Origin of the sequence: Desulfosporosinus acidiphilus SJ4, assembly GCF_000255115.2 — a bacterium.
Lineage (GTDB): Bacteria > Bacillota > Desulfitobacteriia > Desulfitobacteriales > Desulfitobacteriaceae > Desulfosporosinus > Desulfosporosinus acidiphilus.
The window spans coordinates 391,888-412,261 of sequence record NC_018068.1 but is presented as its reverse complement, the minus strand read 5'-3'; the positions used below and the strand labels follow the sequence as shown (position 1 = coordinate 412,261).

21 protein-coding genes are annotated in these 20,374 nt (G+C 42.4%); 10 read left to right on the top strand and 11 right to left on the bottom strand.

Annotated elements, in window-relative coordinates; genetic code table 11:
• The first annotated feature begins 162 nt into the window (after positions 1–162).
• Together DESACI_RS02005 and DESACI_RS02000 are read left to right on the top strand one after the other, a co-directional pair.
• The gene (locus tag DESACI_RS02005; RefSeq protein WP_014825490.1) at positions 163–1,287 is read left to right on the top strand and encodes an NAD(P)/FAD-dependent oxidoreductase; all 1,125 of its coding nucleotides are present in this window, start codon (positions 163–165) and stop codon (positions 1,285–1,287) included.
• Between the two features lie 162 nt (positions 1,288–1,449).
• Positions 1,450–1,854, top strand: coding sequence for a GNAT family N-acetyltransferase (locus tag DESACI_RS02000; protein WP_014825489.1), 405 nt, complete (start codon positions 1,450–1,452; stop codon positions 1,852–1,854).
• 104 nt (positions 1,855–1,958) lie between these two features.
• Here DESACI_RS02000 and DESACI_RS01995 read toward each other — a convergent pair whose 3' ends face one another.
• The 6 genes from DESACI_RS01995 to DESACI_RS24395 all read right to left on the bottom strand — a co-directional run bounded on the left by DESACI_RS01995 (position 1,959) and on the right by DESACI_RS24395 (position 7,355).
• Positions 1,959–2,486, bottom strand: a complete 528-nt coding sequence (locus DESACI_RS01995; RefSeq protein ID WP_014825488.1) for a nitroreductase family protein — start codon at positions 2,484–2,486, stop codon at positions 1,959–1,961.
• 192 nt (positions 2,487–2,678) lie between these two features.
• Positions 2,679–3,665, bottom strand: coding sequence for a sulfite reductase subunit C (asrC, locus tag DESACI_RS01990; RefSeq protein ID WP_014825487.1), 987 nt, complete (start codon positions 3,663–3,665; stop codon positions 2,679–2,681).
• A gap of 15 nt (positions 3,666–3,680) precedes the next feature.
• The gene (asrB, locus tag DESACI_RS01985; protein ID WP_014825486.1) at positions 3,681–4,502 is read right to left on the bottom strand and encodes an anaerobic sulfite reductase subunit AsrB; all 822 of its coding nucleotides are present in this window, start codon (positions 4,500–4,502) and stop codon (positions 3,681–3,683) included.
• Positions 4,495–5,505: an anaerobic sulfite reductase subunit AsrA gene (gene asrA, locus DESACI_RS01980; RefSeq protein WP_014825485.1), complete on the bottom strand. Its 1,011-nt coding sequence runs from the start codon at positions 5,503–5,505 to the stop codon at positions 4,495–4,497. Before asrA ends, asrB begins: the two co-directional genes overlap by 8 nt.
• A 484-nt stretch (positions 5,506–5,989) precedes the next feature.
• The gene (locus DESACI_RS01975; protein ID WP_014825484.1) at positions 5,990–6,985 is read right to left on the bottom strand and encodes an NADH:flavin oxidoreductase; all 996 of its coding nucleotides are present in this window, start codon (positions 6,983–6,985) and stop codon (positions 5,990–5,992) included.
• Positions 6,986–7,181: 196 nt separating this feature from the next.
• Positions 7,182–7,355, bottom strand: coding sequence for a hypothetical protein (locus DESACI_RS24395; protein WP_158310137.1), 174 nt, complete (start codon positions 7,353–7,355; stop codon positions 7,182–7,184).
• A gap of 134 nt (positions 7,356–7,489) precedes the next feature.
• Here DESACI_RS24395 and DESACI_RS01970 point away from each other — a divergent pair, with 134 nt between their 5' ends.
• Positions 7,490–7,816, top strand: coding sequence for a DnaJ family domain-containing protein (locus DESACI_RS01970; RefSeq protein WP_014825483.1), 327 nt, complete (start codon positions 7,490–7,492; stop codon positions 7,814–7,816).
• Between the two features lie 105 nt (positions 7,817–7,921).
• Here DESACI_RS01970 and DESACI_RS01965 read toward each other — a convergent pair whose 3' ends face one another.
• From DESACI_RS01965 to DESACI_RS01950, 4 genes are all read right to left on the bottom strand, one after another.
• Positions 7,922–8,239 (bottom strand): DUF1540 domain-containing protein, encoded by a 318-nt coding sequence (locus DESACI_RS01965; protein ID WP_014825482.1) that lies wholly within the window; start codon positions 8,237–8,239, stop codon positions 7,922–7,924.
• A 32-nt stretch (positions 8,240–8,271) separates the two neighbouring features.
• Positions 8,272–8,820, bottom strand: a complete 549-nt coding sequence (locus DESACI_RS01960; RefSeq protein WP_014825481.1) for an NADH peroxidase — start codon at positions 8,818–8,820, stop codon at positions 8,272–8,274.
• Between the two features lie 143 nt (positions 8,821–8,963).
• A complete protein-coding gene (locus DESACI_RS01955) occupies positions 8,964–9,638 on the bottom strand; it encodes an SOS response-associated peptidase (RefSeq protein WP_014825480.1) in 675 nt (224 codons plus the stop codon).
• Between the two features lie 122 nt (positions 9,639–9,760).
• On the bottom strand, positions 9,761–10,309 hold the full coding sequence (locus tag DESACI_RS01950; RefSeq protein ID WP_014825479.1) for a hydrolase: 549 nt from the start codon (positions 10,307–10,309) through the stop codon (positions 9,761–9,763).
• A 324-nt stretch (positions 10,310–10,633) separates the two neighbouring features.
• Here DESACI_RS01950 and DESACI_RS01945 point away from each other — a divergent pair, with 324 nt between their 5' ends.
• From DESACI_RS01945 to DESACI_RS01915, 7 genes are all read left to right on the top strand, one after another.
• A complete protein-coding gene (locus tag DESACI_RS01945; RefSeq protein WP_014825478.1) occupies positions 10,634–10,855 on the top strand; it encodes a hypothetical protein in 222 nt (73 codons plus the stop codon).
• A 271-nt stretch (positions 10,856–11,126) separates the two neighbouring features.
• A complete protein-coding gene (locus DESACI_RS01940) occupies positions 11,127–12,476 on the top strand; it encodes a YeiH family protein (protein ID WP_014825477.1) in 1,350 nt (449 codons plus the stop codon).
• Positions 12,477–13,018: 542 nt separating this feature from the next.
• Complete coding sequence (locus DESACI_RS01935; RefSeq protein ID WP_014825476.1) at positions 13,019–14,368, top strand: YeiH family protein; 1,350 nt, start codon at positions 13,019–13,021, stop codon at positions 14,366–14,368.
• A 289-nt stretch (positions 14,369–14,657) separates the two neighbouring features.
• Positions 14,658–15,026 (top strand): hypothetical protein, encoded by a 369-nt coding sequence (locus tag DESACI_RS01930; protein ID WP_014825475.1) that lies wholly within the window; start codon positions 14,658–14,660, stop codon positions 15,024–15,026.
• A gap of 40 nt (positions 15,027–15,066) precedes the next feature.
• Positions 15,067–17,202 (top strand): ATP-binding protein, encoded by a 2,136-nt coding sequence (locus tag DESACI_RS01925; RefSeq protein ID WP_014825474.1) that lies wholly within the window; start codon positions 15,067–15,069, stop codon positions 17,200–17,202.
• Positions 17,203–17,206: 4 nt separating this feature from the next.
• A complete protein-coding gene (locus DESACI_RS01920; RefSeq protein WP_014825473.1) occupies positions 17,207–18,619 on the top strand; it encodes a sigma-54-dependent transcriptional regulator in 1,413 nt (470 codons plus the stop codon).
• 82 nt (positions 18,620–18,701) lie between these two features.
• Positions 18,702–19,565 carry a pyridoxamine kinase gene (locus DESACI_RS01915; RefSeq protein ID WP_014825472.1) on the top strand — a complete coding sequence of 288 codons (864 nt, stop codon included), beginning with the start codon at positions 18,702–18,704 and terminating at the stop codon, positions 19,563–19,565.
• Positions 19,566–19,674: 109 nt separating this feature from the next.
• Here the strand turns inward: DESACI_RS01915 and DESACI_RS01910 are convergent, their stop codons facing one another.
• Positions 19,675–20,244 (bottom strand): DJ-1/PfpI family protein, encoded by a 570-nt coding sequence (locus DESACI_RS01910; RefSeq protein ID WP_014825471.1) that lies wholly within the window; start codon positions 20,242–20,244, stop codon positions 19,675–19,677.
• Positions 20,245–20,374: the final 130 nt, after the last annotated feature.

Genomic DNA, 20,374 nt, shown 5'->3' with positions numbered 1-20,374 from the left:
AAATATTACGCTTTCTGATTTAAAAATGATAATGGCCTACCGGCATTAATTATCGGTAGGCCATTGTGTTATTGCTTCTTTCGGCTTTTTAACAATACCTTGACTAACATCCAAACCTTCACACAACAAGGCGGAATCAATTATGAAAAGGGAACGATTACTATGGAACAAGTAGATATTGTCGTTATCGGAGCCGGAGTCGTCGGCTTAGCCATTGCTGCGGAACTGTCAAAACAATTCGTTGACCGTTCTTTTGTCTTGCTTGAGAGGCATAATAAATTCGGACAAGAAACTTCCAGCCGCAACAGCGAGGTCATCCATGCAGGAATTTATTATCCAACCGGAAGTCTTAAGGCAAATTTATGTGTTGCAGGGAATCAACGCCTTTATCGCTTTTGTCAGGAATGGAACATCCCCCATCAGCGTATCGGAAAGTTGATTATCGCCCGCAACGGACAGGAAATCCCGGTGTTAGCCTCCCTTCTGAAGCAAGGGCAAAAAAACGGGGTTAATGATCTGGAACTCCTGACAAAAGATGAGATTTCTAAATTAGAACCCCATATTCAGGCAGTTGCCGCCGTTTTGTCTCCATCCACCGGAATTATTGATTCTCACCAGCTAATGTTGAGACTTGAATGGTTAGCTCTTGAGCAAGGAGCTATGATAGCCTATCAGCATGACGTCCTGGGGATTGATCCCAAGGGCAATAGCTACGAGGTAACTTACCGCAACCCGGCAGGCCGGCTTGAAGCCATTCGCTGTCAGTGGCTTATCAACTGCGCCGGCTTACATTCCGATCTTATTGCTTCCTATTTAGGAATTGACATTGACAAGAGCGGTTATCGTCTCTACCCCTGTAAAGGAGAATATTTTAGTGTTTCCAATTCCAAGGCTGGACTGGTATCACACCTGATCTATCCGCCTCCCTTGAAAGAACTGAAGGGCTTGGGCATCCATGCCACCAAATCCTTGGATGGACGGCTGAGATTCGGCCCCAATGCCATCTATACCGAGACGTTAAACTATGATGTTGATGAGACACATGGCCAGGAATTTTATGACGCTGTAACAACTTACATGTCATTTTTAGACTCTGAGGATTTCCTCCCTGATATGGCAGGTATTCGGCCGAAAATTCAAGCCCCGGGTGATCCCTTCCGAGATTTCATTGTCTGTCATGAAGCCGAACGCGGCCTGGAAGGAGTCATAAATCTAATCGGCATAGAATCGCCCGGTTTAACCTCCTCACTGACTTTGGCTGAAATGGTAAAGAATATGATCTATTAAAGTTAAAGCGGGGATGTCATCCAGTGCAAAGGCTTAGATTTTCGCCTTTTCTGTACCGGCATGGCATCCCCTATTGTTTGCCTAAGTATGATAATCTTTGATAAAAGAAGGTAAATTATCCAATATCGCCGAATTCAATCTGAATTTGATTGGAGGGTTGATATGGAGATTACATATAAAACTACGAAAGATTTTACTGTTGAACAATTACAAGACTTGTTTCTTTCAGTTAAATGGAGTTCGGGAAATTATCCTGATAAGCTCCAAGTAGCGATGAAAAATTCACATTCAGTAGTTTCGGCATGGTATGGAGAAAAATTAGTTGGACTAATCAATTGTCTCTCTGATGGTGCGATGACTGCTTACTTTCATTATTTGTTAGTTAGACCAGAACACCAAAATCAAGGCATTGGTAAAGAATTGGTTAATTCAATGCTTAAGTCCTATGAGAAATACGCACGTAAGGTTTTAATTGCCTATGATACAGAAATAGGGTTTTATAAGAAATGTGGGTTTGATATTGGCGAAGCCTCAACGCCAATGTTCATTACTTATCTTACTACCTAAAGGATTTCTGATCATCTATGCCAGTTGAACTAGAAAATGGGGAGTTGTTCTGCAAACTATTGAAGTTCGCAAACAACTCCCCACTAACTTATTTTGCATATTAGCTACTTTACATAGTTAACGACATCCATGTTCCTCGTAACTGGAGCCTGAGAAGGATCGGCATCGTACCCTGCGATAAGGCAAGCGACGCTGCGGTATCCTTCCGGAATAGCCAACGCTTGCTTTACGGTTTTCCCTGCTTCACTCTCAATAAATCTTGTCGGAGAGAGGAGATAGCGCGAGCCAAGTCCTAAAGCTGTAGCAGCTAAGGCCATATTTTCTACAGCTGCAGCACAGTCTTGTTCAGCAAATGGTGAATCGATTGGAGCTGAGGTAATGATGAGTGTCGGAGCACCATATAATGGGTTATATTCAACCGGCGCAGACATTAATGTACGAATACCGTCATTTATTTGACGGAGTAATTCTGCATTTTGCACAACGGTGAAATGTCTGTTTTGAAAATTTCTACCCGTTGGGCCGGCTATGCCAGAAGAAATAATGGCTGTCATATCGCTTTCCTTAATTTGCTCAGCAGTATAGCTCATCGAGCCTTTCCTTTTCATAATAGTTTCAATGGTCTGGTTCATAGATATTTCCCCCTTAGGTCTGATTTCCATATGATCATTATATTCCTGCTGTTTAAGAAAGCAAGGACAATAAATAGACGAAAATATTGTGCTAATTTTGCTTCTAAATCAGGACTAATTTAAGTGCTAATTCTTGCGAAATCTTAGTTTGTACCTCAAAAAAGAACCCGTTGTCTAAAAAGAGGACCCTTATTAATCAAAAACACATTTTTTATCGTAAACGTATCCCGCAAAATCTAAATGATTGGCTGTTTTTGTTTTCGGACCCAGATCGACTCCCTTGAGCATCTCCTCTTTAAAAATAGGATAGCCTGTGCGATCCAAGATATAGCCTACGTGCTCTTTAGGAAGAGAACGGTCAATATACTTATCAATATAGTCATAAAGGTTGGCGCAAAGCTTCAAGACCGTTTCCCGTTCCGCCCATTCCAGGAAGGGAGCGGCTAAACGGGGATTCTTTTTCCCTGTTCTGCCCATAACGACGATCCGATAATATTGCCCGCCCCGAGTCCAGGCACTTGTCGGACATTTCAAAACGCATTCGCCGCAGCCAATGCAGCGGGAAGCATCCCGTTTAACTTTATAATTGACCATGGAAAGAGCTCCGGTAGAAACCTTGGCACAATTTTTAACGCAGGCTTGGCAGCCGATGCAGCGTTGGGCATCATATAAAGGTTCGACCTGCCCTATAATACCGATATCATGCATATGGACCTTTACGCAATCATTCGGGCAGCCGGTGACTGCGATTTTGACGTGAGGATTATTGGGGTAAATAATTTTCTCGATGTCTTTAGCTAAAGCAGTCGTATCAAAGACACCGTTGGTGCAGACCTGGTTGCCTATACAGGCTACTACATTACGAGTCCCTGCCGCAGGATACCCTTGAGCAGGCTGATCAAGACTTACACCAATATTAATTTCCAATTCCTCAAGGTATGGAGCCAGCAGGGCATTAATTTCTGTCATATTCTCAAAGGGAATACCGGGAATTTCAAAGCCTTGTCTCGTGGTGAGATGCACTGCCCCAGTCCCAAACTGTTCCGCTATCTCTTGGATTAAAGGAAGCAGCTTTACCGGCAGATGCCCTCCGGGTACTCTAAGGCGCAGGCAGGTTAAATCCCTGTCTTTCGTGATCCGCCAAGCATTTTTCATAACTTTTTTTGTATTGATGGTCATCTTTGATCCCCCCTATTAATCCAAGAGAGTTTGAGCTTTGGTAAAATTAAAAACCGGCCCTTCCAAACAGACATAAGTTTCATCAATCTTGCAGTGCCCGCATTTGCCAAGGCCGCAAGACATCTTGCGTTCAAAGGAAACCCAGATATTTTCTTTAGCCAAACCTCTGCACAGAAATTCTTGAGCGGTGAATTTCATCATCACCGGAGGCCCGACGATGATAACCCGCACATCCTCAAGTGAGGGAATCTGAACATCCGGAATCAGGCTGGTAATAAGGCCTGTTCTGCGGGTACAAGAATCAGCAATTACTTCAAGGTTTCCGAACTCATCTAGTTTGTCCACGGTGACCTCGACTCTAAAAGTTTGAGACCATTTTTCCAAATCGCTTTTGAACAAGACATCTGTGGGAGTTTTAAAACCGGTCAAAATCTCGCATCGTTTTAAAAGCTCCGGCTGAGCGTAAAAGTGGTTAATGACACTTTTGACCGGAGCAAGTCCAGTTCCCCCGGCAGCAATAATCAAATGTTTATCGTAAAAGGACTCAAGAGGAAAGCCATTTCCATAGGGACCTCGCAGGAAAAGATAATCTCCGGGAGCTAATTTATCAATCCCCTCAGTTACTTTGCCCACCCTGCGGATGGTCATTTCGATATAACCTTCCCCAAAGTCACTGATGGAAATCGGGCATTCTCCCACACCGGGAAGAGAGACTTCCATGAATTGACCCGAGACAGGCTCTGCTTGACACTCCAAACGGTATGTCCAATCCAGTTCCGTCTGTTGATATTTAGCGAGAATCCTGGCTTTAAAAGGTAAATAGTTGTTTTTAACCACGGCTTTCTGCCTCCTCTTTGCCCAAGCGGTGGATGCAGTTAGCTAAGGAGATATATTCCGGACAAGCATTGTCACAACGACCGCAGCCGACACACATAGGAACTCCAAATCTCTGTTTGAAATCTTTTATTTTGTGCATAACCTTAAAGCGCATCCGTTCTCCGTTATTACGGCGAAAACTGTGCCCCCCCGCCATATCTGTGAAGCCGTCAATATGGCAGCTGGCCCAAACCCGGCGCCGCTCTCCACATTTTGGATTATCTTCATAGAAAATGTCCTGCATTGTATAACAGCTGCAGCTCGGGCAAACCACCGTACATCGTCCGCAGGCAATACAGCGTGAACCATATTCTTCCCAGATAGGATTTGCTGCTGTCTTTTCCAGGTCTAAATTTTCCGGGACCTGAATCACCAGCTTATTACGTTCAACAAACTGGGGAGATACCTCAACGTTCTCGCCGTGGGAGGCGAACAGTCCCTCAATGTCCTCCTTGACATCACTTAGATAAAAGCCGTTTTCCAGCCGCAGGGAGGCGTTATAATTCTCAGTCTTATTCGCCCCCATACTGACACAAAAACAACTGTCAAAGCCTTCCTGACAGTCCATGACAATCAGCTTAAGTTTATTCCTCAGCCTCTCGTAATAATAATCCGGAGACGGGCCGTTTTCTAACATAATTTTGTCCAAACGCTCTACCGCCTGGATATCACAAGCACGCAGGAGAACAATAATACCTTTTTCATCAACCACAGATTCCGTAAACTCGTTTTCATTAAAATAGAAGAGTCTCTGAGTCATCGGATAGAAGGTTTCCTTAGGGGAATAATAGGATTTTTGGTTAAATACAACATCTTCAATGTTTGAAACTTCAGCATACCCAACCAAATCAGTATCGGAAAACTTCCCTTTGCCCTTTAACAAAGTCGGGGCATATACTCGGTGGTTTTTCCTAAGACTCTCGAGAAGTTGATTAAACGCCGCGGCAGTATACCTAAAGCCCAAATTCAACACTTCCTTTGGTTTCTTTTACGTACTATGGTTAAGTATAATCCTAAAAGTCCTTTGTGAGTGTGACTCCTATCACAAATAAAGATAAAAATTGATTTTAAATCGCAGTGTTATCTAGAAAAGACTTAGCAGGCGCTAAGCCTAAAGCAGCTAAGCTCTGCAACTATTCTAGAGGACGAAGACACTGTCGTAGCACATATTAGCCCATCTCGTATACAACCGGAGGTTATAGTTTCTATACACTCTGTTATGTAAATTTTCTATTCATCAGTGATACCGCTCAACGACATAGAGGTCATTCCCACTTTTTCTTCCCTAATCACTAAAGAAAGACGTTGTCACTCCACTATAGTAGCGAAATGATAACGCCTTTGGCTATTTTGCCCCATTTTTTGTTTTCCGAGTTAAGTTTTTCCACAACCCCTTGATTAAACGAGTTCGAGTTCGAACACAACTCAAATTTCATATGTCAATCTTTTTACTCAAGACTTTCCATAGCGTTTTTGGCCCAAGCAGAATCTTTGTAGATGGCCCTGCCAACCCCAATTAAATCAGCCTTTTTGTCCCTAAGGACAGCTTCCGCTTCACTCGCCTTTGTAATTCCCCCAGTAACAAGAACAGGAATGGATACTGCTTCTTTGACCGCAGCAGAATAAGGGGCAAAATATCCCGGTTCTTGAACCCCCGGAAGCGCAAATCTGCACATCCCCCCCGAGATATCCAACATATCTACCCCGGCCTGTTCAAAGGCAGCCGCAGCTTTTTGGCTGTCTTCAACAGTCAGTCCTCCTTCTCTGTAATCCGTAGCTCCCATGCGCAAAAGAATGGGAAAGTCGCCTGCCGCTTCGCGGATTGCGCTAATGATTTCCAAGTGGATTTTGATTCTGCCTGTTATATCCCCGCCATAGTCATCGGTTCTTTTGTTGGTCAGCGGCGAAAGGAATTGATTGAGGAGATAGCCATGGGCAGAATGGATCTCCACGCCGTCAAAACCTGCCTTCTTCACCCGAACAGCAGCGTCCCTGAAAGCACTTACAATTGACTTAATCCCGTTTTCATCCAGAGATGCAGGTACCACAGCATTTTCTTTGGAAGGATTACTCACCGCCGAAGGGCCAACGGGGTCCATACCGGTGACTTCTTTAACAGCAGCACTTCCGGCATGGTTTATTTGCATTACGGTTTTGCATCCATTTTTATGGATAAGGTCAGAAAGCCTTTTCAGGCTGTCCACTACGGAATCCTCGGCAACAGAAACTTGTTTTTCACTTGCCTTACCTTCACGCATAACATAACTATGTTCAATGATTACCAGAGAAAGATAACCACCCTTTGTCTTTTCATCATAATAGTCCAAGATACCCTGATTGATATTCCCGTCTGCTTCGGATTTTGCAGTAGCCATTGGCGGCATTACCAATCTATTTTTCAAGGGCAGTTTAGTGTTTTCTAAGGGTTGTTTTAAATAAGTCATTATGGACCCTCCTTATTCTTCCTGAAATTAAAATAATTCAACCTTCATCATTAGTTTAGATAAAGGCTAAATATTTTGTCAACCTTAATACTAGGCTTATCTCATAGTCTTATCTTATAAGCTTATCTCATCGAGCGCCCGTGTATTCTCAGCTTTTCAAAGGTCTATCATGCTGCTCAGCCGGCAATCGAAAACACTAACTTCTCCTAGTTAACCACTGGCGGACGGTCTCTCTCTCCATCCCGATAACCGCAGGTGAAGAGTATCGCACTAGTTTGACTTCAGAAGCACTCGGCCGATCCGCACTGCGAAAGTATGCGTAATGAGTTGCAGTGTGGCGATTAGCCCATTCGCTTATCATTTCGGCCATCGCTGCAGGGGATTCCGTTAGTACAAATGAACTTCGTTTTTCAACTCGCCGAAATTAGTTGTTAATAAAACTCTTCAAATCCTATATAATTAACGTAACGGATGGGTCACTTAATGGTAAGGAGTTGTCGCCTGATGTCCAGCATTTTCGATAAAATAGCGGAAGATAGGATTCAAGAGGCCTTCAGAAACGGTGAATTTGATAACCTCCCCTCCCAGGGCAAACCTATCAGTCTCGATTATTGGGCAAGCCTTCCCGTGGAAATCCGTGCCGGACTTATGGTTTTGAAAAATGCCGGATTTGTTCCTGAAGAAGTCCAGCTATTAAAGGATATTGAAGAATTGCGCGAGCGGCTTGTTTGCTGTGAAAGCCAAGAAGAAAAGCTGGCGATTCACAGAGAGATTGAAGAGAAACGGTTAAAATATAACTTGATAACAGAATATAAAAAGCGAAAAAAATAATCCCTTACAGCTTAATTTTATATTAAAAACCCCTGAAACCTGGATACAATTCAGGATTGCAGGGGTTTTTAGGAGTCTGTTTTTGAAGTTTCGGTTTATCGAAAATCACTTATTATCAAAACTAGAACATTGTGTTTCAGAATAGATATGAGCCTCATCACCTGCCACTTGGATAGAATCCAAATTACAAAGGTTGTTTTCATTATGATTACAGCTCACTGCATTGCAGGTAAGAGCATCACAGGGTCCTGAGGAATTCGTATTATTAGTTAAGCTGCTGTATTCATATTTATTTAAGAACGAACCGCATACCGTTCCTTTCTCAGTAGAAGCAGTGGCACCTCCGATATCAACTCTATTTGCATAACAAACACCGGTTTTATTATGTGAACAATTTGCCACACTACAATTGATATTTTGCACTACGACACACTCCTTTATCCTTTTCACCTATCTTATTTGCTAAAGTATCTATCAAGTAAGCCTTTGAAAGCTTTGCCGTGCCGGGCTTCGTCTTTACACATTTCATGAACCGTATCGTGGATAGCATCCAGATTATTTTGCTTAGCTATGGTGGCAAGTTTCTTTTTGCCTTCACAAGCACCATATTCGGCCTCAACTCGAGCTGATAAATTAGCTTTAGTATCAGCGACCACAACTTCACCTAAGAGTTCAGCAAACTTTGATGCATGCTCTGCTTCTTCCCAGGCAATTCTCTTATATGCTTCAGCAACCTCGGGGTAACCTTCACGGTCTGCTTGGCGTGACATCGCAAGATACATACCCACCTCTGTGCATTCACCCATGAAATTTGCTCTTAATCCTTCCAGTAATTCATCATCACATCCTGTTGCTGCAACACCAATCCTGTGTTCATCTGCAAAGTTTAATTCATCGGTCATTTCTTTAAATTTATCTTTGGTGGCTTTACAAATTGGGCAAACTTCCGGTGGATTATCACCTTCATGAACATATCCACAAACAGTGCAAATAAACTTTTTCATGCAAAATTCCTCCATAAAGAAAGTGGTTTTATACAAGTACCAAAAACCTCATTTAATATTATTTCCTCCAAAATATTTGTTATCCAATAAGTTGTCTTTTGGATTTTCATCACACTCTGAAGCCGGCATCATCAAACTGATACTCAAAATAAACTGCTTGCACCTATAACGCACTCGGGACCTTCATAGCTTGGCGAGTTTACCAGGGGCAATACTTCATAGGCATCCATCTGCTCCGCCGGATAGGGTGTCAAAAGGCTCTGAGCCTCACCACCGGAGACAACATCGACATTTAACCAAAGAGCCTCATTTTTCTGAGGCAGGATAACAGGCATTCGCTGATGGATTGTCTCCATCAGCGTGTTCGAAGATGTAGTAACAATCGTACAGGAATTTACCCTTTGTCCCGCCGGTGTCAGCCAGGAATCCCATAAACCGGCAAAGGCAAAAGGCCTGCCGTCGTGAAGTGTAATGCGGTAAGGTTTCTTAACCCGCCCTTCCCTTTTCCACTCATAAAAGCCATCCGCCAGAACCAGACAGCGTCTTTGTTCCAGGGACTTACGAAAGCTCTGCTTTTCCTTTAACGTTTCCCCACGGGCATTAATCATTTTGTTCCCTATACGTTCATCTTTGGCCCAATTGGGTATTAAACCCCAACGAAACATACATAGACGATTGCGGCCATTCTGACGGAGCACACCGGGAACTTGTTGGGACGGGGCAATATTATATCGCGGCTCAAACTCAAATTCTATCTGTTCAAACTCAAAACGCTTTTCAAGGTCCTTGACTTGGATCAAGGAGAATCGTCCGCACATCTTAACCCTCAACCTTTCTAGTGAACTCGTTCAGCTAAAGCTGAACATCGGGGCTTCGATGACGAAAGTGTCCTGTGGACCGTTTCGCCGAAAGCGCCTATCATTTCATCGTTCAAGATGGTCTATTTTATGAGTGCAGAAAGTTCCTTAAAAAGAGGTGTCCCCGCTTGTTTCATTAAATCAAAAAATATAGTCTCAGTATTCGAAACAACTGCTCCCATGGCTGACATAAGGGCTAACCCGTTGCGAAAATTTTCTTTGGTTCTTGAAGATATCGCATCAGTCGCTGCAATAACATGGTAACCTTGAGCCAATAAATCTCTGACCGTTTGGAATACACAAACATGAGTTTCCATCCCGGTTATGATGATCTTTTTTCTCCCCAATACTTGGAGAGCCGAAGCCACTTCGCTGGTACATCCTGAAAACGTAATCTTTTCGAACGTTAAGGATCGGACAAGATTGTTGCTTACTTCCGGCACGGTCTTCCCCAAACCCTTGGGATATTGTTCTGTTACAATAATCGGAATTCCTAATTTTTGAGCGATGGAAATTAAGGTATTGGTGTTTTTAATAACTTTTTCTCCATATTTCATGGATGGGACTAATCGTTCTTGAATGTCGATAACCATGAGAACAGTATCTTCCCCATTTAAATAATACTTTTCCACATTAACACTCCCTCTAAATCATCATCTAATCAATAGCGTTATTCACGCCTATAACGTTTTCTTTACTTCACTGCATTCCTCTTATCCTCATGTCCACGGATCACGGTATAATTTACCATAACTTACGTCATCAACGTCCCTACAAGTATTAACCTAGGTATAAAGTTTTATTAATATTTAGTTAATACTCGAAGTATATAATTAATAGAAGGCAGCGCTCGAGAAAAGGGGTGAGGCTATTACTGCTTGTTGAGTCAGATGTCATTGAAGTCAATACTTTTTTAATTGGACCCTCAACCAATCTTATCAAAGGAGGCTGAATCAATGACCCCTCAATACAAGTTTTCTTTATTAAATACAACCGAGGCCACATATTACCTTGAAGTATCAAGGTTTAAGTTTAAGAAACTAATCCAGGAAGGATTTCTAAATCCTCAGATTTGGACGATACGCAGCGGTAAAGAGCTTCGGCTTTTCGACCCGTTGGAGTTAACGAAAGTCAAAAAAATGTTAAAAAAGGAAGGGTATCGCTACCAAAACGCCTGAAAAATAAGATCTCCTTTTTAAAGAATATTATATCATGGGGGTGCTCAAAAATTATTGGGCGCCTGTTTTTTTCACTTATATGCTTCTGCCATCGCAAACCCAGCACATGTCAAGTTTTCTTGATTAGTGAGTCCCGGCAGTCTTCTTCCCTGTAAATAAACAATAAACCAGAAAAGTAAATTTCTATTAAATCCAAGATTATACTATATCCAGTGCTAACTTAGTATATAATGAAGTTAAGTTAGGGTGGTTGAGTATAGGAGGGGTGCTATTGGGTTATGCAGCAATCAAAAAATCAACAAACCCATCAGGAGGTTGGTCCGACCTTTGGAGACAGGAAGATTATTGGGCCATGTGGTTGGGACTGACCATTGTATTATCAGCCATCATTTTTTGGGGTCTTGGCAATAGCTTTATGAATTGGATTGTACTTAAAATACCTGAATATAGTGATTATAGGACTGCAATAACTTATATAGGCAGCCATAAAAGTGCTCTTTTGGCACTTTACATGTTTTTTCTTGTTTTATTTTCAGTTGCCATGAAAGCCCTTACCGGAGAAGTTAAACGATTTTTCGTAGGATTCACGTTTCTTTTTTTCCTGAGTCTTCTCGTTTCGGTATGGGGTTCTTGGGATGTTATGAAACGCTATAACTTTGAGACTCCGCTCCTGGCACTAGTTATAGGACTAATGATCAGCAATTTCCTGAAAATCCCTTATTGGTTAAGCACCGCTCTCCAAACGCAATTATATGTAAAAATTGGGATTGTCCTGATGGGGGCTTCCCTACCCGTCATTTTAATTCTCCAAGCCGGTTCAACGGCTTTTGCCCAAGCAACCATTATTGCGGTGGCTACATTTCTAACCATCTACTGGACAGGAACAAAAATCTTCTCCCTCGATAAACGCTTTGCTGCAACACTTGCAGCAGGAGGCTCCATCTGCGGAGTTTCAGCCGCCATCGCCGTGGGAGGGACTGTGAAGGCAGAAAAGCAGCATGTATCCATGGCAATTTCCTTAATAATTCTCTGTTCTATCATCATGATTTTCATTCTTCCCCTTGCTATTAAAGCCTTAAATATTTTACCCGGTCCGGCAGGCGCTTGGATTGGCACAGCAGAATTTGCAGATGCTCCCGGAATGGCCGCGGCTGCTGCTATTAATGAACAAGCGATTAAAACCTTTACTCTTATGAAGGTTGTAGGCCGTGACATGTTTATTGGTATCTGGTGTTTTATTATGGCCCTTACTTCAATCACAAGATGGGATAAACGGCATGGCACTACCAATCCCAATGCTCTTGATATTTGGATTCGCTTTCCTAAATTTGTATTAGGCTTTATTATTGCTTCTATTATTATTACCTTATTTGCTGCTTCTTCTGATTTAATGACTTCCAAAGTTCTCAATGATCACATTATTAGTCCTATTATCGAATTAAGAAATTGGGCATTTATTTTTACCTTTCTCTCCATCGGTTTATCCAGCCGCTTAAAAGAACTTGCTTCCGTGGGTTGGAAACCCTTTGCGGCATTTACTGCCGGCGTGTTAGTAAATATTCCTCTTGGATATTTGTTGTCGGTTGTAATCATGGGGAACTATTGGATAACGGTTAAGTAATCTCGTGAAAAATATACAGGGGGCCGGGTAAAAACTTAACTCAGAAAACCCAGTGGGTGTTAAATGGCTAAAGGCGTTCTCACATCACTATTATTAGTGGGGTGAGAACGCCTTTCTTTAATGATTAGGTAAACAAACATCATACAATGACATTTTGTCAGGACAATTTGGCAATAGTGACAAATTGTCACTATTGCCAAACCATAAAGATACGTTAAGTTAAGGAGATAAAAACCCTATCGCGGCGGATTTCCCTTTAAAAAGGAGACTTGGCATAGCAATTGCTTATATGATTATATGGAAATTAAACTAATTGATCCAAGGTATCACGAGTATTGACCAAACTTTTACCTATTTGTAGCGGAGCAATCCAAAGAGTTTTTATACACTGCTGCTTCGAGACGCAGGGATATCCAAAAAGTTTGGGCTCTACAAAAAAGCGGGGGGTGGGATAAGCATATACGTCTCAAAGTATGGCGACTCGTTGAATTCATCTTGTACATTTTTACACTTTCACAAAGTCAAAAAGGAGTGAAAAACATATGAGCACCAACATGTCTACCCAAACAAAACCGTCAGGCGGGCTGGGGGATCTTTTTAAGAAAGAGGATTACTGGGCTGTCTGGTTAGGACTCGGTATCGTCGTAGTCGCTCTTCTCTTATGGATTTCCGGCAACAAGTTTATGAGTTCCATCGCCGTAAATTTCCCCGGAAACTGGACTGATTTTAGCAAAATTACGGCCTTTATTTCGGCCAATCTCACGAATCTTTTTCTGTTATGGTTAGTATTTACCGTTATTTTTACCGTAGCTGTTAAAACCTTAGGCCATAAAGTCGGGGAATTTATTCTAGGCTTTACCCTTCTCTTCATAGCCAGTATTGTTATTTATATTCTCGGGGCAAGCAAATTCTCTAATCACTATAATCTGGAGTCTCCCCTCTGGGCTCTTGTGATCGGTATGATTATCGCTAATCTGTTTAGACTTCCGGAATGGTTTAATACCTCATTAAGAACAGAATTCTATGTCAAGACAGGTATTGTTCTCTTGGGAGCAACTCTTCCTTTTACCATGATAGTTCAAGCCGGACCGGCCGCCTTTTTGCAAGCAACCGTTATTGCAGTATCAACTTACTTAACCATTTACTTTATAGGCACGAGAGTACTAAAACTTGATCATCGCTTTGCCGCTACACTAGCTGCCGGAGGATCAATCTGCGGCGTTTCGGCTTCGATTGCCATCGGCAGTTCAGTTAAATCTGAAAAGCAGCATGTTTCCGTTGCTATTTCCTTGGTTGTTGTCTGGGCTATTGTTATGGTTATTGCCCTACCTTTCGTCATTAAAGCTTTGGGAATTCCTGATGGTCCCGGCGGAGCCTGGATTGGAACCTCTGAGTTTGCTGATGCCGCCGGTATGGCCGCTGCTGCTGCCATCAGCGAACAAGCAATCAGAACCTTTACGCTGATGAAGGTTGTCGGGCGGGATATGTGGATTGGAATCTGGTGTTTCATTATGGCTTTAATTTCTGTAACAAAGTGGGAAAAAGATGAGAACGGAGCTAAACCCCAAGCCGGTGAAATCTGGGCTCGTTTCCCCAAATTCGTTATTGGTTTCTTCATTGCCTCGATTCTTTTAACAATTATCGTTGCATCTTCCGCTCCCGCTTCTGCCGCCTCTGTTACAGCAAATGTTATCGGCCCGATTAAAGTTTTAAGAAGCTGGACCTTTATTTTTACCTTCCTCTGTATTGGACTGACAACTCGTTTCAGAGATTTAACTTCTGTTGGTTGGAAGCCCTTTGCAGCTTTCACCGCGGGAGTATGTGTCAATGTTCCGTTAGGTTTCATCTTCTCAACCATTATTCTCGGAGGATTTTGGCAGGCAGTTAAGTAGTCTTGTCTCTAAAATTTAGTTAGCTGCTAAGACACTGTCTTCTTACTTATTAACCCCTGTTTTAGACCACAAAATAGTAACACCCATGCCGGTGGATAGAATACAACCGAACGTTTTAGTTTCTTTTAGTATCATAATATAGGGCGAAAAAACTTATAGTAGGTTTTTTTGCCCTATACCTATATTCGCAAAACAGTTAAAATAATCCTAGAGCAAATTTGTTTGCAGGTTCACTGGAATACCATAGAACTAAAACACCCTAGAATTGATGAGAATAGGAGCCTGACCTATGAATATTAACAATGAGACCTGTGTACAAAGGGTAATTATTCAACTGTACCACCAGAACTTTCCAAAATTGAAAAACAAAAATAATACCCTTATTACTGAAGTGACCCTGGGAAAAGACGTTAAACCCGAAGATGTAAGGGCTTGGAAAAACTATTTGACTGATCGCTTAGAGCGGATTGCCCAGATGATGGAAATACTTCTAAACGCTCACGATGATTGGGCCATAACCGGAAGAAAAGGTTTTGTTCAGATGGAAACTCAATCTTTCGAGGTCAATAATGTCATCCGCATTTTAAGCGAACATGGTTTCCATAAGGATGAGTACATCATTAAATTGGATTATACCCGCAAATGGGGAGTTCTCTGATAATCGTTTTCGAAGTAAGCCGGTGGACGGAGGCCAAAGGGTGAATAACAGCTCAATTCCTTGGTGGATGCGCATAAAAGTTCATTTTTTATTATTTGGTGTTACCATGTCCATTCTTCCGCTGTTCTTTCTTGGATATTTAGGTTTTACATCCGTGCGTCAAAATCTGGAAAAGGATATCTATGCTCAAAATTTTGAGCAGGTGACAGTCCTGGCTCATGAGTTAAAAGATACCTTTGCAAATCTTGAGAACAGTTTAACCCTAACCAAACCAACCAGCGCCTACGCCCTGGTTGGTAAAGATAAAACGTTGCGCCAGGTTATTCTGGAAACACTTTTGCAAAAGGATCCCTTAATCGAAAAAATTCAGGTCAGCGATATAAATTATAAAGTGATCGACCAAATTTCTTATCAGGAAGGGGTATCTGCTCCCTCTCCTGCTGCAAAACTTGAAAATATTATTTCGCCGGGAACATTCCCGGCAATCAGTAAGGTACTTTACACCCATGATAAACGGCCGAAAATCTACTTAACGGTGACCATTCAAGACCCCGCGACAAAAAGGAACATTGGTTATCTCCAAGCTCAAATTGACGTCAATAGAATCATCAATCGCTATGATAGTCTCCAATTAGGTGAAGGTGAATACATATTTTTCGTGGATCAAACCGGGAATTTAATGGGTACCAGTGACTCCTTTCTTCGTTTGCATCCGGATAAAATACGTGATAATGCTGCCGTCCAAAGCTTTCTGGACGGTAAAGCTTATTCTCAAGGAAGTGAGTACAAAAGTCTCAGCGGGATATCCGTGGTCGGAAGCTATACCTCAGTGGGTTCGCCAAATTGGGCAGTTGTCATTGAGCAGCCCACACGAGAAGCTAATAAACCAATTAATGAGTTTGCCTTACGGCTTATCATAATCGCCATCTTAATTATGGTCTTAGTTATGATTCTGAGCATCGCGTTTGGCTTACAAGTCGTGCATCCCATTGAAAATCTTGAAGCCCAAGTCCAGCAAATTATTTCAACAGGAAACTTAGAATCTCATATTCCGATCGAGAGTTGGGATGAAATCGGAAGACTGGTCAAATCCTTCAATCAACTGCTGAATTCTTTAGATGAGAAAAACGAAAATCTGAAAAATGAAAAGGAACTTTTAACCACTGTCGTTGACGGAGTCGGTGCAGGAATGGTTCTTTTAAATACCGAACGAAGGATCATTTGGTGGAATTCGAAATTTGCTGAATGGTTTGGGGATAATTTAGCAGATAGCCCCTGCGACCAAGTTGTTAACGTCAAAGAATCTGAAAATGTCCAATTGGAAAACGGCCGTACAATCTCCGTTTTTGTGCACGAAGAACGACGGTATTTTCGCCAAATGTATTACAATTTATCGCCCGATAATCCCGAGAATGCGGCTTATTTACTCTTGCTAGACGACGTGACTCAAGAAGTGGAAATGGAAGCTCGCATGATCGAAACCGATAAAATGGCAGCGGTTGGACTTTTGGCTTCGGGGGTAGCTCATGAGATTAACAACCCCTTGGCAATAGTCGCTGCCCATTGTGAAGATTTACTGGACCGCATGAATGAAGAGGAACCTCAACCAACAACTGAAGAATTTAAAGGCGGCTTTAAAATCGTCCTAGAACAAATTGTCCGCTGCAAAAAAATTACCGACCGTTTACTGGGTTTTGCTCGGAAACGCAGTAATGAAGGAACAGACCTTATCGATATTGCTGCCGCCAGCATGCAGGCAGTGGAACTTATTGCTCATAAAGCGAAACAAAAGCAGCTTGAAATAAAACTTCAATTGGAAAGCAGTCTTTACTCCTTGGGTAATGAAAATGAGTGGCAGCAAGTTGTCCTAAACCTGCTTACCAATGCCTTAGATGCCTCTCCTGAAAGCGGTATTATTGAAGTTAAGGGATACCGGGATGGTGAAACCATAAACTTCATAGTCCAAGATTATGGGGAAGGAATTTCTCAGGCCAATCTAAAAAAAGCTTTTGATCCATTCTTTACCACAAAATCCATCGGCCAAGGAACAGGGTTGGGCTTATATGTCAGTTATGGAATTGTTCTGAAAATGCAGGGCGCGATGGCTCTGGAAAGTACGGAAGGACAAGGAACATGCGTCAAAATAACCTTGCCCTTCCATAAGGCAGGTGATTAAATCCATGAAACAATGGCAAAAGATTCTAATCTTAGACGATGAGGAAGCGTTGCGAACCATAATAGCCCAGCGTTTAAAGCGTAAAGGCTACGAGGTTCTGGAAGCCGGCACCGCTCAAGAAGGTTTATCTTTTCTCAAAGAAACCCTGATTGACGCAGTCCTCTTGGACATCAAGCTGCCGGATGGGGATGGACTTGCCCTTTTACCAACCTTTAAACAATTCCAGCCCGATCTCCAGGTCGTGATGTTAACCGGGAACGGTACCATCGAATCAGCCATTGAGGCAATGAAGCTGGGAGCGTATGATTACCTGACCAAACCCTGTAATTTGTCCGAACTTGAAATCACGCTGCAAAAGGCCCTTGAAAAACAAGAATTGCTGCGCGAAAATAAAGGGCTGAGACAGGTGGTGAACCGTCAGACTCCGGAACTAAAAATGATCGCTGAAAGTACGGCCATGTTGGCGCTCCTGGAAATGACCCGCAAAGTAGCTCAAACTGATGCCTCCGTCCTCGTTCAGGGAGAAAGCGGCGTAGGCAAAGAATTAATTGCTAAAACCATCCATTTCTGCAGTTCACGATTTAACCGGCCTTTCATTCCGGTAAACTCAGGGGCCATTCCTGAATCCTTAATTGAGAGCGAGCTTTTCGGACATGAAAAAGGAGCCTTTACCGGCGCAGCAGCACAAAAAATTGGTTTAGTAGAAATGGCCGACAAGGGCACCCTCTTTCTGGATGAAATTGGAGAAATGCCTTTATCCATTCAAATCAAATTGTTACGATTTTTAGAGAGCGGTGAATTCCGGCGCGTCGGTGATACCCGGCTGCGGCGGGTAGATGTTCGGATTGTCGCGGCAACCAACCGAGATCTCCGCCTGGAAATCAGTCAAGGAAGGTTTCGCGAAGATTTATTTTACCGTTTAAACGGTTTAACCTTAATTGTTCCACCCTTGCGTGAACGGCGAGACGATATTCTTCCGCTGTCAAGATACTTTCTTGAAAGCCACTGTGCCAAATCACAGGACCCTGCTTACACGTTATTACCTGAAACGGAGGAAAAATTACTCAATTATAGTTTTCCCGGAAATGTTCGCGAGCTCTGTCATCTAATTGAGCGGGGCCGAATTTTAGCTATTGACGGAAAGATAACTTCTAAAGACATCTGGGGAGAATCAGAGCATATTCCGAAACCGTCTCCCGTTATCCATTCGGAAGCAGAGTTTTCGGATTTGTTCAGAAGCAATCATTACCCTACGTTAGAAGAGGTAGAAAAGCACTACATCGCAGCTACTCTTAAAAAGGCAAAGGGCAATAAAACTCAAACAGCCGGTTTATTGGGCATCAGTGTTAGAAATCTGTATCGAAAGTTACAGAGTTATGAGGTTGATCCCTCAAGAGTCGGCTCTATGAACGAGTAAAGGGTTTTCAGGATTATTTTAGGGAACTATTAAAAAGTCTCACGATTGGATGAAAAATCTTATGGAGAGAGGTTACAAAAAGATGGACAAACAAAAAAGAATCGCGGCAATTCACGATATTTCTTGTGTCGGCAGGTGTTCACTGACGGTTGCCCTGCCGATTCTCTCCGCGGCAGGCTTTGACACCAGTGTCTTGCCTACAGCTATCTTATCCACCCATACCGGTGGTTTTGAGGGTTTTACCTATAGGGATTTAACCACCGATATTAAACCTATATCGAATCATTGGCAATCCCTTAATATCAAATTTGACGCCTTATACAGCGGTTTTTTAGGGTCATTTGAACAAATTGATTTAGTAGCCGAACTCTTTGATACATTTAGAAGTAAAGAAACACTCGTCATGGTCGATCCGGTCATGGCGGACAACGGGGTTTTGTACTCTGTTTATTCCCCGGAAATGGCCAAGGGAATGAGTAAATTATGTGCTAAAGCAGATATTATTGTACCAAATTTAACCGAAGCTGCGTTTCTTTTAGAGGAAGAGTATGTCGGAGAAAATTACTCTCAGGAATACATTGAATCGTTGCTTAAAAGGCTTTCAGTTTTAGGGGCAAAAAAGATTGTTCTGACAGGCATTTCCTTTAAAAGAGGGACATTAGGTGCTGCTTCCCTCGACAATGGCACGGGCAAGATCAGTTATGCCTTCAATGCCAGCGTTGACGGTCACTTCCACGGCACAGGGGATGTTTTCAGCAGTACCTTATTAGCAGGACTCCTAAATAATTTTTCTCTCGAAGAAGCCCTGCAAATTGCGGTAAACTATACACTCAAGTGTATACAGTTAACTGAAAAGTCCGGTCAGGAAAAACGCTTCGGCGTATGTTTTGAACGAGCACTCCCTTACCTTATCCAGCAATTAGGATTACTTACCGAAGAGAGATAAGAAAAGACTCATTTTGCTGATTAATTCATTCATAATTAAAGACACCCTCTGGGTGTCTTACTTTTTTCTATTTTGGCTTTCCCGCCCAGACAGAGCTGGTCTAAGGGCTTTAATTCAATTCGCTATCTCTAACTAACTTAAGAAATTCCCTCATAAAACCGGGGAGATCGGGCCAAGCGTGGCCAGAAACAATATTGTTATCTACATGAAGCGTTTCTTTAGTATAGTTGGCACCTAAACCTTCCACATCAAGACTGCAAGCCGTGTAAGCCGTCATCGTACGCCCTTCGAAATACTTTTTGTCTTTTAAAGCACTCAGTACAAGAGCGGCGTGACAGATTGCCCCTACAGGCTTCCCTGCCTCCAAAAAATGCCCGACAATACAGGGAATGTTCTCATCGAGGCGAATATATTCCGGAGCACGGCCTCCAGGAATGATCAAACCATCATATTGGGTTGGATCAACATCGGCAAAAGAACTATGGGATTCCAGTTGATAGCCCGGTTTCTCAGTATATGTTTCCCAGCCCTCGAAATCATGAACAACGGTACGCAGCACTTTCTTGCTTGGCGAAGCAATAACAGCTTCAAATCCTTCTTCTAAGACACGAAAATAGGGATAATAAACTTCCAGAGCTTCTACGGCGTCCCCAGCAATGATTAAAATCTTTTTAGCCATATAATGTTCTCCTCCTGTTAAAAATTTGTACAGTTCCATTATATTACATAAAGACTGAAGGTAGGACAGTTTCCTCTTGACATTTATCCGAAATAATGTATTATTGTATTAAGCGCTTAATACAATAATA